This is a genomic window from Nostoc sp. FACHB-152 (genome assembly GCF_014697475.1).
Taxonomy (GTDB): domain Bacteria; phylum Cyanobacteriota; class Cyanobacteriia; order Cyanobacteriales; family Nostocaceae; genus Nostoc_B.
In genome coordinates, this window is the sequence record NZ_JACJRV010000002.1 from 160,574 (window position 1) to 174,730 (window position 14,157).

General features: G+C 39.7%; 14 protein-coding genes. 6 read left to right on the forward strand and 8 right to left on the reverse strand.

The genetic code is table 11. The features are described from left to right. Positions 1 to 134: 134 nt before the first annotated feature. The 4 genes from H6G76_RS02820 to topA form a co-directional block, all read right to left on the reverse strand. Positions 135 to 1,064, reverse strand: a complete 930-nt coding sequence (locus H6G76_RS02820) for an ADP-ribosylglycohydrolase family protein (protein WP_190695096.1) — start codon at positions 1,062 to 1,064, stop codon at positions 135 to 137. A 65-nt stretch (positions 1,065 to 1,129) separates the two neighbouring features. Then, complete coding sequence (gene aroQ, locus H6G76_RS02825) at positions 1,130 to 1,576, reverse strand: type II 3-dehydroquinate dehydratase (RefSeq protein WP_190695098.1); 447 nt, start codon at positions 1,574 to 1,576, stop codon at positions 1,130 to 1,132. Positions 1,577 to 1,599: 23 nt separating this feature from the next. Beyond that, positions 1,600 to 1,698, reverse strand: coding sequence for a DNA topoisomerase I (locus H6G76_RS02830; protein ID WP_162491113.1), 99 nt, complete (start codon positions 1,696 to 1,698; stop codon positions 1,600 to 1,602). Positions 1,699 to 2,022: 324 nt separating this feature from the next. Next, positions 2,023 to 4,668, reverse strand: coding sequence for a type I DNA topoisomerase (gene topA, locus H6G76_RS02835; RefSeq protein ID WP_190695100.1), 2,646 nt, complete (start codon positions 4,666 to 4,668; stop codon positions 2,023 to 2,025). Positions 4,669 to 5,125: 457 nt separating this feature from the next. On the opposite strand from topA, the gene H6G76_RS02840 reads away from it, so the two are divergent. From H6G76_RS02840 to H6G76_RS02850, 3 genes are all read left to right on the forward strand, one after another. Further along, positions 5,126 to 5,419 carry a hypothetical protein gene (locus tag H6G76_RS02840; RefSeq protein ID WP_190695101.1) on the forward strand — a complete coding sequence of 98 codons (294 nt, stop codon included), beginning with the start codon at positions 5,126 to 5,128 and terminating at the stop codon, positions 5,417 to 5,419. Continuing rightward, positions 5,385 to 6,437: a DUF6745 domain-containing protein gene (locus tag H6G76_RS02845; protein WP_242056296.1), complete on the forward strand. Its 1,053-nt coding sequence runs from the start codon at positions 5,385 to 5,387 to the stop codon at positions 6,435 to 6,437. Before H6G76_RS02840 ends, H6G76_RS02845 begins: the two co-directional genes overlap by 35 nt. 195 nt (positions 6,438 to 6,632) lie before the next feature. Continuing rightward, positions 6,633 to 7,538 (forward strand): site-specific DNA-methyltransferase, encoded by a 906-nt coding sequence (locus H6G76_RS02850; RefSeq protein WP_190695103.1) that lies wholly within the window; start codon positions 6,633 to 6,635, stop codon positions 7,536 to 7,538. A gap of 45 nt (positions 7,539 to 7,583) precedes the next feature. Here the strand turns inward: H6G76_RS02850 and H6G76_RS02855 are convergent, their stop codons facing one another. Then, entirely contained in the window at positions 7,584 to 7,778 is a 195-nt protein-coding gene (locus tag H6G76_RS02855; RefSeq protein ID WP_190695105.1) for a hypothetical protein, read from the reverse strand. A 763-nt stretch (positions 7,779 to 8,541) separates the two neighbouring features. Here H6G76_RS02855 and H6G76_RS02860 point away from each other — a divergent pair. Next, positions 8,542 to 9,702 carry an SGNH/GDSL hydrolase family protein gene (locus tag H6G76_RS02860; RefSeq protein ID WP_190695107.1) on the forward strand — a complete coding sequence of 387 codons (1,161 nt, stop codon included), beginning with the start codon at positions 8,542 to 8,544 and terminating at the stop codon, positions 9,700 to 9,702. 5 nt (positions 9,703 to 9,707) lie between these two features. After that, positions 9,708 to 10,070, forward strand: a complete 363-nt coding sequence (locus H6G76_RS02865) for a DUF4864 domain-containing protein (protein WP_190695109.1) — start codon at positions 9,708 to 9,710, stop codon at positions 10,068 to 10,070. Positions 10,071 to 10,120: 50 nt separating this feature from the next. On the opposite strand, the gene larE is transcribed toward H6G76_RS02865, so the two are convergent. Both larE and hrmK read right to left on the reverse strand, forming a co-directional pair. Then, positions 10,121 to 10,948, reverse strand: coding sequence for an ATP-dependent sacrificial sulfur transferase LarE (gene larE, locus H6G76_RS02870; protein WP_190695111.1), 828 nt, complete (start codon positions 10,946 to 10,948; stop codon positions 10,121 to 10,123). A gap of 72 nt (positions 10,949 to 11,020) precedes the next feature. Continuing rightward, positions 11,021 to 12,817, reverse strand: a complete 1,797-nt coding sequence (hrmK, locus tag H6G76_RS02875) for a hybrid histidine kinase/response regulator HrmK (RefSeq protein ID WP_190695114.1) — start codon at positions 12,815 to 12,817, stop codon at positions 11,021 to 11,023. Positions 12,818 to 13,009: 192 nt separating this feature from the next. Here hrmK and H6G76_RS02880 point away from each other — a divergent pair, with 192 nt between their 5' ends. After that, on the forward strand, positions 13,010 to 13,876 hold the full coding sequence (locus tag H6G76_RS02880) for a branched-chain amino acid ABC transporter permease (RefSeq protein ID WP_190695115.1): 867 nt from the start codon (positions 13,010 to 13,012) through the stop codon (positions 13,874 to 13,876). 21 nt (positions 13,877 to 13,897) lie between these two features. Here H6G76_RS02880 and H6G76_RS02885 read toward each other — a convergent pair whose 3' ends face one another. Next, positions 13,898 to 14,035 carry a photosystem I protein PsaX gene (locus H6G76_RS02885; protein ID WP_190695117.1) on the reverse strand — a complete coding sequence of 46 codons (138 nt, stop codon included), beginning with the start codon at positions 14,033 to 14,035 and terminating at the stop codon, positions 13,898 to 13,900. Between the last annotated feature and the right edge of the window lie 122 nt (positions 14,036 to 14,157).

Consider the following 14,157-nt stretch of genomic DNA (forward strand, 5'->3'; position numbering starts at 1 on the left):
CAAAACAAGACAATCCTAAGAAAAGTTTAAGCTGTGTTCAGAAATAGTTAGCAAGGATAACCTAAGATATCTGTCTACAGAAATAATTTGTGAAAAAATTAATAGATTTCTTACTGATCAATAGTGGCACAGCATTAACGAGAACGAATGACGCGAGGCGCGGCAAAGGCAGAAACTTGTTGGTTAGGCATCATACATCCTTCTAGCTGGCTGTGCCTAGAATGTAGAGACAGACTATATACTCCCGACCACACAGCCACAAGTGCATCAGCCAATTCTAACACTTGCAAAAAATTGAGCCGTTCCTCAGCCGCAGAATCTGTTGATGAGGACAGAACCTTCCATTGGGGAGGAATCCCTGCTGTACTGTTGTAAGCCCCAGATAATGCTCCTGCGATCGCACCTATAATTTGGGAATCTAACAGCCTTTGATGCTGAGTCGCCCGTAAGAGTGTCAGGCGAAAGTCTTCTAAAGTACTAAGAAAGTAGTAGAATGCCATTGCGATCGCACTACTTGTTTTATCTTGAGTACTTAACTCAGCAGCTGCTTTATCTAACCCAGCATATTGAGCTAACAAATCATTAACTTGTAATAATTTTTGTGGTAATGATGTTGGTGTCTCACCAATAAAAGCATTTATTTGGGGGATAAGAGTTTGAGAATCAAGTTTTTCAGTTAAAGATTGAGCGATCGCATATCCTATAGCTAATACTCCATCCCGTACAACTAAATCATCACTCCAAATTTGGGAAGCTTCCAACAGTTTTTGGCGCAATTTTTGCGGATGTTCATGAACAAAAAGTGCCACTGGTAAGGTGGCAATGATTAATCTTAAAGTAACTTTATTACTTGTATTTAAGTCAGGTAGTATTTGTTGCTGACGCTGTTGCCAATCATTTAAATCTAATTTGCCTAACTCCAGCAGGCTTTTAGCACCCAATAGCATTAATTTACCCGCTTGGGAGAAACTTTCAGCTTGTTGTTCTCTAGTTATGGCTAAATTAGTACCTAGTAAAGTTCCTAGTAAAGTTCCTCTAAACCGGCTGACAAGTGAATAGCGCATATATTCAGGGACTTAAGACTAGGGGCTAGGATAGTTACAAAATACAAATGACCATTGACAATTGACTATTGACTCTTCAAATGATGCACTAAAGCTTGTAAACCTAACAGATAACTTTGTGCGCCAAAACCACTGATTTGTCCTATAACTACAGGAGCTATATAAGAATGATGACGAAAATCTTCCCGACGGTAAATATTGCTCAGGTGTACTTCTACTGTAGGTAAATTAACTGCTGCGATCGCATCTCTTAACGCCACACTAGTATGTGTATATGCTCCAGCATTAATTAAGATGCCTTGGTGCTTTCCCAAAGCTTCATGAATTGCATCTACTAAAACCCCTTCATGATTGGACTGCATGGCAAAAATACTCGCCTCTACCTGGTCTGCTTTTTCTTGCAACAAGCGATTGATTTCCGCCAAAGTTAGCGCACCATAAATCCCAGGCTCTCGCTGTCCCAGCAAATTCAGGTTTGGCCCATGCAGTACCAAAATGCTTAAAGATTGCACCCTCAAATTCAGTCCCTTTAGATTTAGCGACGACGGGAGCGTTCATTGACTGGAATCGGAATCAGTTCCGGTTCCGGCTCGGCTTCTGGCCCTAGCAGGGCTTCAATCAGCTTGCGTGCCATTTCCTTCAGCTTTTCCAGTACCTTTTCTATATAGTCCATGAACTGACCGCTCCTGAGATACTACCTCTTGCAATTAACAGCTACGCGGAAATTGGCTTAATATTACACGTTTGGCTGCTAACTTGGCTGATCCAAAATTTTTTATTTTTGGTATTAGCCATTTGGAAAGTTTTCTGTTGTGATTTCCCTTACTTTTTAGAGTATCACATCAATAACCTAATGAACTGCTTCTAGGGATGGAAGGTTATATTGTATCAATAGTCAATAGTCATTGGTCAAATGTTCTAACACTTTTGACCCTTGACTTGTGACATTAATTAAGTATTACCCATCATTTTTTTTAGCAGTTGTTTTGGTTGACTTAGCAGTTGATTTAGTGCGTGAGCTAGTTGTTTTGCTTGTCTTGCGAGTAGATTTAGATGACGATGCTTTACTAGCTAACAACTCCAGAGCCTTAGATAGTGTCATATCTTCTACCGATTGCCCTTCTGGAACACTTACGTTAGTCTTACCATGCTTGATGTAAGGGCCATAAGGGCCATCGTAAATATTCACAGGTGAATCGTCTTCGGGATGGGAACCCAATTCGCGTAAGGCTGCTTTGGATTTGCTGTTAGTAGAACTCCGACCTTTTTTAGGTTCTGATAATATTTCTAAAGCTCGTTCTAAAGAAATTGTTAAGACATTATCAGTAGCTTTTAAAGAACGGTAATCTTTGCCTTCCTTGCCTTGGTCGTGAACTACGTAAGGGCCGTAGGGGCCAATACTTGCTTGAATTCTGCCAGCCGTAGCTGGATGAGTTCCCAAGGTACGCGGAAGGGCCAAAAGACCAACAGCTATTTCTAAAGTGACATTTTCCTTTGGCAAGTTTTTGGGAATTGAGGCTTGTTTTGGTTTAGGATTTTCTTCTGTTTTGTCGCCCAATTGGACATAAGGGCCGTAAGTCCCAATTTTGATATAAATTGGCTCACCTGTTTCGGGATGACGACCGAGTTCGTCAGGGCCAGTAGTTTTTTGCCGCAACAAAACTTCGACTTGTTCAGGATCGAGGTCAGCAGGTGTTAAATCTTTAGGAATAGAGGCTGTAACTACACCTTCACCATTTTCGACTTCGATGTATGGCCCATATTTGCCAATGCGGACTTTCGCTTCTAAATTTTCTAGCTCTACGGTTCTAGCCTTAGTAACATCAATTTGACTTTTTTGTTCTTTGACTAGGGTTTCTAAACCTTTGTCACCCAGATAAAATTCCTTGAGGTAAGGTAGCCAGCTAACTTCACCTTCGGCAATATCATCTAAAGTTTGCTCCATTTTAGAAGTAAAGCCAGGATCGACAATATCGGGAAAGTGTTTTTCTAGTAAGCTAGTGACGGCAAAGGCTGTGAAGGTTGGAATTAAGGCATTATTCGTTAATTGAGCATAACCTTTATCGATGATTGTGCCGATGATGCTGGCGTAGGTACTAGGACGACCAATACCTTCACTTTCTAGGGTTTTGACCAAGGTGGCTTCAGTGTATCGGGCTGGTGGTTGAGTTTCGTGACCAACTGCTTCCAGTTCTTTACAATTTGGATGATCCCCAACTTTCAGGCTGGGCAAGATGATTTCTTGGTCTTCTAGTGCGGCTTCGGGATCGTCTGAACCTTCAACGTAGGCGCGTAAGTAACCAGGAAAGTCAATGCGTTTACCAGAAGAACGAAAACCTGCATCTTCGACTTGCAACTGCACGGTAATTTGAGTTTGGCGGGAGTCTGCCATTTGACAGGCGACGGTACGCTTCCAAATTAAGTCGTAGAGGGCTAGTTCTCGTCCGCTTAACCCAGTTTCTTGGGGCGTGCGGAAGGTGCTACCAGCTGGGCGAATGGCTTCGTGGGCTTCTTGCGCGCCTTTGGATTTGGTGGTGTACTGCCGGGGTTGGGGGCTGAGATATTGCTTACCGTAAAGTTTTTCTACACAGTCACGGGCAGCTGCGATCGCCTGTTCTGACAAATGCACCGAGTCTGTACGCATATAGGTAATATACCCTTGCTCGTACAAACTTTGAGCAGTCCGCATGGTGTCACGTGCCGAAAGCCGTAGTTTGCGGTTCGATTCTTGTTGCAGGGTTGATGTCGTGAACGGTGGCGCAGGTTTACGCGTCACTGGGCGTTCTTCAATATCTGTTACATTCCAAGTTTTACCCGCCAGCCGTTCTTTCAGGGCTATAGCATCAGCTTCTTGGAGTAACACGACATTGCGCCCAGCCGCAATTTGTCCCGTTGCCGAATCGAAATCGCTACCGTTGGCGACTTTCGTACCACCCAAGGTGACTAACTGAGATGTAAACGGGGCTTTTCCTTGCTCTAAGTAAGCTTTTAAATCCCAATACGTTCCTTCATGGAAGGCGCGGCGTTGGCGTTCCTTGTTCACCAATAACCTTACTGCTACCGACTGTACTCGCCCAGCAGATAATCCCCAAGCGATTTTTTCCCACAGTAAGGGAGAGAGTGTATATCCCACCAACCGATCTAAAATCCGCCGTGTTTCTTGGGCGCGTACTAACTGCTCATCGATAGTGCGGCAGTTTTTCAAAGCTTTTTTGATAGCCTCTTGGGTGATTTCGTGAAACACCATCCGCTTGGTAGGAACCTTGGGCTTGAGCAACTGGTACAAATGCCAACTGATGCTTTCTCCTTCCCGGTCTTCGTCAGTTGCCAGAATGAGTTCTGTTGCCTCTTTCAGGGCATCTTTCAGCTGGGTAACAACTTTCTTTTTGTCTTTGGGGACAACATACACCGGTTCAAAGTCTGCATCCACATTTACCCCTAGCTGCGCCCATTTTTCCCCTTTGATAGTCGTAGGGATTTCACTTGCTGACTGGGGTAGGTCACGGACATGACCCATAGACGCTTCTACCCGATAGTCTTTTGGCAGGTAGTTACGAATGGTTTTAGCTTTTGTGGGAGATTCGACGATGACGAGAGTTGACATGGAGATTTAAAAAAAAAAGATAGCTGTCAAGCTAAAAAGTCAAGTTGGGGCAATTTTTGTGAAATGTCAAGATAAAATTTCGAGCTTGGAGGCTGTGATTTAATCCTCACACAAACTGCCTGTTAGTGCGAAAATCGCCAAACTTCAGGTGTAGCCTTTCCTAAAGCATAGGATAGGAGAAGGTTGGATGTGAATTTCCAACTATTTCAATCTTTAACTTATCTCAGGCAAATTGGCGACTACAGTTAGCAAAATACTGCCCAAGTGTATTAATACGGTACTTTTTATATTTTGTAACTACAGAAAATACAGAAACATAGTAAGCGTAGATTGATACTACGTATTTATCCTGACTGGTATGCTACTCTCTGTAACTTTTTAGGTTGTGCCAAAATTAAATCAAAATTGAGATGAAAAGCGAAGTAGATTTTCTTACTGATTGCTAGGAGTTAAGACAATGAAAGCGATTCGTCAAGGTGATGTCATTTTACTACCTGTACAGCAAGTTGACGGGCAAAAAAAGCTTGATTTAATTTTGGCAGAAGGTGAAGTCACAGGACACAAGCACCGAATTAGTCAGGGACAAGCAGAATTATATGAGCAGGATGGTAGCCTGTATCTGCGTGTTTTATCGGAGACTGCCTTGTTAACTCATGAAGAACATCAGGCAATTCCTATACCTCAAGGTAACTGGGTAGTTAAAATTCAGCGTGAGTATGAGCCAGAAGGTTGGCGATATGTCGCTGATTGAAAAATTAACGCCTGAGCAAGAGGCTTTGATTCCAGTTTATCGAGAGAAGTGGCGAAAGACTGCGCTTTCTACGGAACGGATTGATAGAGAGAAAGCGGCTGAAGCTGTGAAAGCTGTTTATCAATTTATGGGCTTCGATGAACCAGAGATTGTATTTTTTGATAGCCCTTATGCAGCTTTACAAGAATTTTCGCTGAAATTAGTTAAGCCTATTTCTAATATAAATGCTTACAGAATTGAAAACAAAATTTTTAGTCCGTTAAGCAATCATATAGAATTTAAATTACAGAGTAAAGAACTAGTCAATTTTATTAAAAAAGAAATTATTTACAAGTTAATAGATAGTAGATTACCAATATATGCTCCGTCTATACTGCAATTAGACCTTAATATTTTTAGCTTGAATTACATATTGCCGGAACTATTGATAGCGGAAGTTCGTTTTATTGATTTTGGTATATCTGAGTTAAATTGTGATTGCTTTCAACAAAATTGGGTTATATTACAAAATTTAATTAAAAATTGTGGTTGGATTTTCCCTGATGAAAATATAGCAATTTTATGCGATCGCCCGATTCATCTGCGCTTCGATAACGAAAACCGCCTCCACGCCGAAGGGGAACCTGCAATACAATTTGCTGATGGATATAGCATTTACTCTTATCATGGCGTAAACTTGCCTGAAAAATACGGTAAGATTCATCCTCAGCAATGGGAAGCTCAATGGTTATTAACAGAAACCAATGCTGAACTGCGACGAGTGTTAATTCAAGGGATTGGTTACAGTCGCATTTGCCAAGATTTACAAGCTATTGAATTAGATAATTGGGCTGAATATACCCTGTTGAGAATTGATAGTGATATTGATATTGAACCCATCTATTTATTAAAAATGACTTGTCCAAGTACAGGATTTATTCATGTCTTGTGCGTTCCACCAAATATGGTGTCAGCACGAGAAGCAATTCGCTGGGTAAATGGGGAAACTGACCCAGAGGATTTTATAATAGAAACCTGAAAGATTTAAATTTATTGAACCTCTCCGCAACCCCTCTCCGACGCGGAGAGGGGCTTAAATATCATTAGTTTTTAATGCGAAAATAAGCTTTTAAAGCCTCTCTCCTTGCAGGGGAGAGGTTTGGAGAGGGGTTTTAAAAATTTGTGTAACCCACTTTAAATTAATCAATAATATAGTTTTTAATATTTATTAGTCTTGGCAACTGAACCAGAAAATACAACACAACTTAATCATTTCACACCTTATTACACGCAAAATTACGGCTCAATTTATTTAGGTGATAGTCTGCAACTAATTAAATTTTTGCCAGAAAGCAGCGTTAACTTAATTTTGACATCACCACCATTTGCTTTGATACGCAAAAAAAAATATGGCAATGAAAGTGCAGAAAAATATATCGAGTGGTTTCTGCCTTTTGCTTGTGAATTTAAAAGGGTTCTTACAGATAACGGCTCATTTATTTTAGATTTAGGTGGTGCTTATCTTCCTGGTAATCCTGTACGGAGTATTTATCAATACGAATTACTGGTGAGATTATGTAAGGAAGTCGGCTTTTTTTTGGCGCAAGAATTTTATCACTACAACCCAGCACGACTACCTACCCCGGCTGAGTGGGTGACAATTAGGCGAGTTAGGGTCAAAGATGCAGTTAATGTGGTTTGGTGGTTGTCTAAAACGCCAAATCCCAAAGCGGATAATAGAAAAGTCTTAAAGCCTTATAGCCAAAGTATGCAGCGATTACTCAAAGTTGGTTATAAAGCTAAAATGCGTCCTAGTGGACATGAAATCTCTGATAAATTTCAAAAAGATAATCAGGGTGCAATTCCACCGAATTTACTAGAAATTCCCAACACAGAATCAAATAGTGCTTATTTACGTCGCTGTAAAGCTTTAGGAATTCACCCCCATCCGGCGCGTTTCCCTCAGGGGTTTGCTGAATTTTTTATCAAATTCCTAACTGATGAAGGTGATCTGGTTTTAGATCCATTTGCTGGTTCAAACACAACTGGTTTTGTTGCTGAGACTTTACATCGCCAATGGATTTCTTTTGAAATTAATCAGGATTATGTTGCGGGGAGTCGTTGTCGGTTTGTTGAGTAGCCAAATCTAATTGAGAGTTTAAAGTAAAAACTGAGGAATTTTTACTTAAATCTCTCCATCCACTTGCATCTTATGAACCTGATCTGCCAAGTCTTGACGATTTTCATCGTCAAGCTTATCAATCGCTAACATCCCCATGAGGATGACTTCTTTGAGAGTTAAACGAGTTGAATGTGCCTGTTTTTGCACAATCTCCTTAATAATCGGACTAACACCGATCGCTGTACTTGCTCTAGCCACAAAACAAATTTAAATCATTCAAGACACCGCCTAAATCTTAGCATTTCCCTCTAAGTTCTTGTAGATAACTTATATTCAATTTAATTTCTCAAAAGAGGGTATATGCATACTTAAACACAAGTAATTTTACTTAAATAACTTTGCTCGTTGTTGTTAGTTATTTTTGCAGTGTCCGTATTTAGTTAGCAAATCCGCAAGCGTGCTTGGAGATACATTTTTAACACAGTAATAAAATAGAGATCGCGTGTAAGCCTTGACATGAATTTGAATTATTCACTTTACATCAATAACAAACTTAGAGAAAATACTTTAGTCAAATAGTAGTCCTCATACCCGTAGAATAAACAAAAATCAAGTATTATTCTATACTTAAGTATAAATTTAACTAAGTTCCGTAAATATATTGAGTACTTAAGTCAAAATGTAAAGTATATGTAAATAGCAAAATTAGGAGCAATACAATTACGTTAACCAAAAAACTTTGAGTTTTTATAGCTTGGTGTGACTTTAAATTTGCACAAGTCAATAGTTCACATACTCTCATGAGTGCTTGATCAAATTTATCTCCATAGCTGAGAATGTCCTTTTTTGAGAAAAAGCTTCTTTAAAGAGATTTTAAAATCGCAATATAATCTTGATAAAATACTTTACATTACTACAAAATTTACATAAAAATCATAGTTTAACTACAAAATTTGATCCTGAACACAGGTAACTAATGCTGTCATAAGGAAAAGTACTAAGTATGAGGAAATATAAAGCGATGAGGAACAATTATCTGTTGACAGCCAGCTTGTTAACAGGATTGGTAATACCAGCATCGGCTCTTACACATCTGTCGAATATTCTGGCAGTAAGTTCTAGTTCCCTGTGGCATTCACAAAATAATTCATTTTCAACGGCACAAATTAAAAACTCTCCTAATATAAATAAATCCTCATCAGAATTTAGTTATCAATCTCTATCAGCTTTAAAAGCGCAATCAAAATTTGACTTAAGTGTTAATATCTCATCATCCCAATTTAGTGGTCAAGTTTTACAACTTGTACAAAATGTACAGTCAAGAATTGATGAAAAAAATATTCTTGATTCTAATGAATCATTGCCAGAAAATATTGAGCAAGGTTTTTTAGTACCAAGCCAATCATTATTTGAGCGTAGCCTTCAAACACCGAGTTTACCACTGATATCAGGTAATCAACTTTATTACCAAAGACTAGCGGCTTTAAAAACAGGTCAAATTTATACACGTATATATAATGATTCGCAATCGGCTTCGGAGTTAAGTAAAAAAAACCAGCTAACTTATGAAGATTGGAAAAATTTATTAGCTTTAGAAGCAAAAGCCGTTACTAAAGGACAAGGCCATAACTATTTGAGCATTATGGTTGGCGATTCTTTAAGTATGTGGTTTCCCCCAGAAAAACTTCCTAGTGGCAAACTCTGGCTCAATCAAGGTATATCAGGTGATACTTCTGGTGGAATTTTAAAAAGATTAAAAGCATTTTCAGCAACAAAACCAGAAGTTATTTATGTGATGGCGGGAATTAACGATTTACGCAAAGGGATAGATGATGAAATTATTTTGCGTAATCATCGCCAAATTATTCGCTACTTAAGGCAGGCTCACCCAAATACTCAGATATTTGTACAATCAATTTTACCAACACGCTTAACAAAAATTTCTAATAGTCGGATTCGTCAAATTAATTCACAACTGGCTGTGATTGCTCAACGAGAGGGAGCTAATTATTTAAATATTCACGGTTGGTTTACCGATTCTGAAGGTAATTTACGTCTAGAGTTAACGACAGATGGACTGCATTTATCGCACGAGGGTTATGATGTTTGGCGCTCGGCTCTTGAACAAGTGGAGTTTAAGGCTACTCAGCGTGAAAATGAAAGATTGCGATCGCAATATTAAAATTTATGATAGTTAATGATAGAGATTCTATAGCCATCCGAACTGTCATTGAAAGTCAATTAGCCGCCTTTCAACAAGATGATGCTGAAGCAGCTTTTGCTTTTGCTAGTCCAGCAATTCAAGAACAGTTTCAAAGTGCAGAAAATTTTCTGCGGATGGTAATGCTGAATTACCCAGCAGTTTACCGTCCTCGTTCAGTCTTTTTTGAAAAAATTACCACTGTCCAAGACAATATCACTCAGCCTGTGTTACTTCTGAGTCCTCATGGCGTGCCGTTGAGGGCATTATATTTTATGGAAAAACAACCCGATGATACTTGGAGAATCAACGGCTGTATTTTAGTGTCGGTAGAAGCGGAAATTATTTAATGTCAGTAAACAGTAATCAGTTAAATATCGAAAGTGTTGGTAAGTTAAATCTAATTTGTAACTTTTAAATTCTGGTGTAACACTTGATTTAATTTGCCGCTACGATAACCTTCTAAGTCGAGGGTGACGTAAATGAATCCAAATTCTTGGAATGCGGAAACTACGGAGGGTAAATCAACTGACACAACAAAATCTTTAACTTTTTCTGGTGCTAGTTCAATACGTGCTGTATCACCTTCAGAACGCACACGCAAGTTATCCCATCCGAGTTTTCGCAGATAAATTTCGGCTCTACCGACTCTTTGTAACTTAGCTATAGTAATTTCTTCACCGTAAGGAAAGCGGGAACTTAAACAAGGTTGAGCAGGTTTATCCCACCAAGGTAAGCCAAGCTGTTGGGAAAGTTGACGGACTTCTAATTTTGATACACCAACTTCTGCTAAAGGCGATCGCGCGCCTCGTTCTTTGGCGGCTTGAATTCCTGGGCGGTAATCGTGCAAATCATCAGCGTTTACCCCATCAACTACGTAGGGGTAGCCTAACTGGGTAGCTAATGGTTTGAGAGTGTCATGTAATTCGCTTTTGCAAAAATAACAACGGTTGACAGGGTTAGATGTGTAATTAGGATTTTCCATCTCGTAGGTTTGAACGATTTGATGGGGAATCCCAATAGTTGCGGCTTGAATTTTTGCGTCTTCTAACTCTTCTGGTAACAACGAAGGAGAAACAGCTGTCACCGCCATTGCGCGATCGCCCAGCACATCATAAGCAATTTTGGCAACTAAAGTACTATCAACACCCCCAGAGTAAGCAATTAACGCGCGTTCCATTTCGCTAAATAAGGCTTTTAATTGCTCAAGTTTTTCTATTAACGTCATTTCCCCAATCCTGGCTAAAGCTTTACAGTTCCTAATACATTTAATTTTAGAGCTATAGCCGAAACCAGTGTTTTAGCTGCTTGTAGTTTTATCTTGTTGCGGTAATTTAATATACTTACCTACCAGATTGGCTAACAGTGGCAAGTCAAGAGGTTTAGAGATATATTCATTTGCGCCTGATGCTAAACAAGTTTCGCGATCGCCTTTCATCGCCATTGCGGTTTGGGCAATTATCGGAATCATTTGATATTCAGGCTGCTGACGGATTTGCTGTACTAGCTTCAGTCCGTTTTCATCTGGTAACTTAATATCTATTAAAATTAGCCCTGGTTTTTTCTGTGAGAGTGCTTCCCACATTTGGCTAGCGTTTTTAATCCAAGTTACGTGATAACCAAACCTTTCAAGATACGTTTGCATCAACTTGCCATTAGGTAAGTCATCTTCCACCAACAAAATGCTTGAGTTACAGCTAGAGGTAATAGGTAGATGAGATGAAGGCGTAATATCTCTGGTAGAATCTCCCTCAATTCCCTCCACTTCTGTTACTTGTTTCACAGGCAAAATCAGACTAAACCGCGAACCACAGTTAGCTTCGGATTCTACTGTTACGGAACCACCGTGCATTTCAGCAAGTTTGCGAGTCACAACCAAACCCAAGCCTGTACCTTCTTCACGAGTAGTTACAGAGTTAGCAATCTGAACATAAGGTTTAAAAATTTGAGTTTGGTCTGCTTGAGAAATACCAATCCCCGTATCCCAAACTGTGAAACGTAAAAATGTACCTTGAACTAAAACTTGTAAGCCAACAGAACCACTTGGAGTAAATTTGACGGCATTAAATAGCAAATTTAATAACATCTGCTTGAGCCGTAAAGGATCAGCAACGAGAGTTTTAACTGTAGGATCTAGTTCTAAACACAATTTCAAACCTTTGTTAGCAGCTTTCTCTTTGATTAAAGCTAAAACATTACGGCACAGTTCTGGTACATCCACTTCTTCATACTGCACTTCTAACTGATTAGCCTCAATTTTAGAGAGGTCTAAAATGTCATTGATTAGTGCTAAAAGGTGTTTACCGCTAGATTGAATAATATTTAAATATTCTTGATGGCGTTCTCTGCTTGGGTCATAACCTTGAGCTAACAGCAGATGGGTAAAGCCGATAATCGAACTCAGAGGCGTGCGAATTTCGTGACTGGTGTTTGCCAGAAATTGGTTTTTGAGTTGATTCGTTCTTTGTAGTTCTTGATTAGAGCTACCTAAATATTGAGACTGCTGGTGCCAAGATTTGATTTGTTCAAGTCGTACTAAAGCCTCAACACAATATTGAGCCACCCTGGTCAATAATTCTGATTTTAGTTGGAGTTGAGATGCTGTGAGAATTTCCCTAGAAGCATTACCAATAATTAGCCAGCCAATAGTGTCAGAATCACTAGCTAAAGGCCAGACACTCGGCATTTCTTGATTTGCTAACTGTTGTAAATCTTCGATTTTGATTGTGTCTGCTAATTTCAACCGCAGCTTTTTGCCTTTTTTAGGCATGATTTCTATGGCTGGAGATGGTGAAGCAGAAATGTAACAAACTTTAGCAAATGTTGATGTTGGTTGAGCTAAGGCGATCGCTACTCTACTATTGTTCAAAGCAACATCGAGTTCGTTGACCACAGTTTGAAAAATTTCTGCTTCTATAACTTCTACCTGTAAGGTACTAGCCCCAGCAGAAAGGAGATAATCATGCAGGCGATTTTGCAGCTTGTTCAAGCTGCGCTCCAACCACAACTCAGCACGGAGTTGTTGAATTGTTGCCAACAGTGTTGGCGTTGTATCTACCTGGGAGTTTCGTTCTGGTAAGCTTGAATACTGCTGCATGGTCAACTAGACCGCTCTGAACAAATGTAGTCTTATGCAAAAATGCGAACAAGATTCTATGTATATTAGCTCACAAATCTTTTTTGTTGATAAATCATAACTTTTACTATTAATGGTAAACGACGTAACAATATTTTTCGACAAAGACACCCAGCTTAAACCTTTTTAAAGTAACTTATTTAGTTAAAACTCATGGATACACAGCTTATACAACTGATTGTCAATGGCATTGCTTTGGGGAGTATTATTGCTCTTGCTGCTGTAGGACTGACCCTAACCTACGGGATTTTACGGTTATCTAATTTCGCTCATGGTGATTTCCTCACCTTGGGAGCTTATTTGACTTTCTTGATAAATACTGGCGGCGTAAATATTTGGCTATCGATGATTTTGGCAACGGTAGGCACAGTAGCGGCGATGCTGTTATCAGAAAAGTTGTTGTGGTCAAAAATGCGATTGATTCGCGCTACTTCGACAACACTGATTATTATTTCGATTGGTCTAGCCTTATTCTTACGCAATGGTATTATTTTGATTTGGGGAGGCAAAAACCAAAATTACAATCTTCCTGTAACTTCTGCTTGGGAATTTTTTGGTGTAAGAATCCCGCAAAATCAATTGTTAGTGTTAGGTCTAGCAGTATTAGCCATTGTAGGTTTGCATTACCTCCTGCAAAACACAAAAATTGGTAAAGCGATGCGAGCCGTGGCAGATGATTTAGATTTAGCCAGAGTTTCCGGTATCAATGTTGAGCAAGTGATCCTTTGGACTTGGGTGATTGCTGGTACACTTACGTCTTTGGGTGGCAGTATGTACGGTTTAATTACAGCAGTGCGCCCCAATATGGGATGGTTTTTAATTTTGCCCTTGTTTGCTTCTGTAATTTTAGGCGGAATCGGGAATCCCTACGGCGCGATCGCCGCAGCTTTTATCATTGGTATTGCTCAGGAAGTCAGCACTATTTGGCTAGGTTCTCAATACAAACAAGGTATTGCCCTGCTGATTATGATTTTGGTGTTGCTCATTCGTCCCAAAGGTTTATTCAAAGGCACGATTTGAGCAACACCAGTCCGCTTTTAACTATTCAATCACGTGGAAATAGTAAGCGGCTACCAAGAAGTTAACAGCTAAAAGCAACAAAGCCCAACCTGTGCGAAATGGGTAGGGGGGTTTTGCTCCACTTTGTGCAACTGGTAAGTTCGGAGTTTGATCAGCCATTAAAAGTTCTCCTAAATGTTATGACTTTTTCAGAAATACCAAATAGCTGCACCAATTACCCACATTCGTAAGAAATATTTGTCTAGCTCAACAGTAGGGGATAGGAGACAGGGGACAGGGAA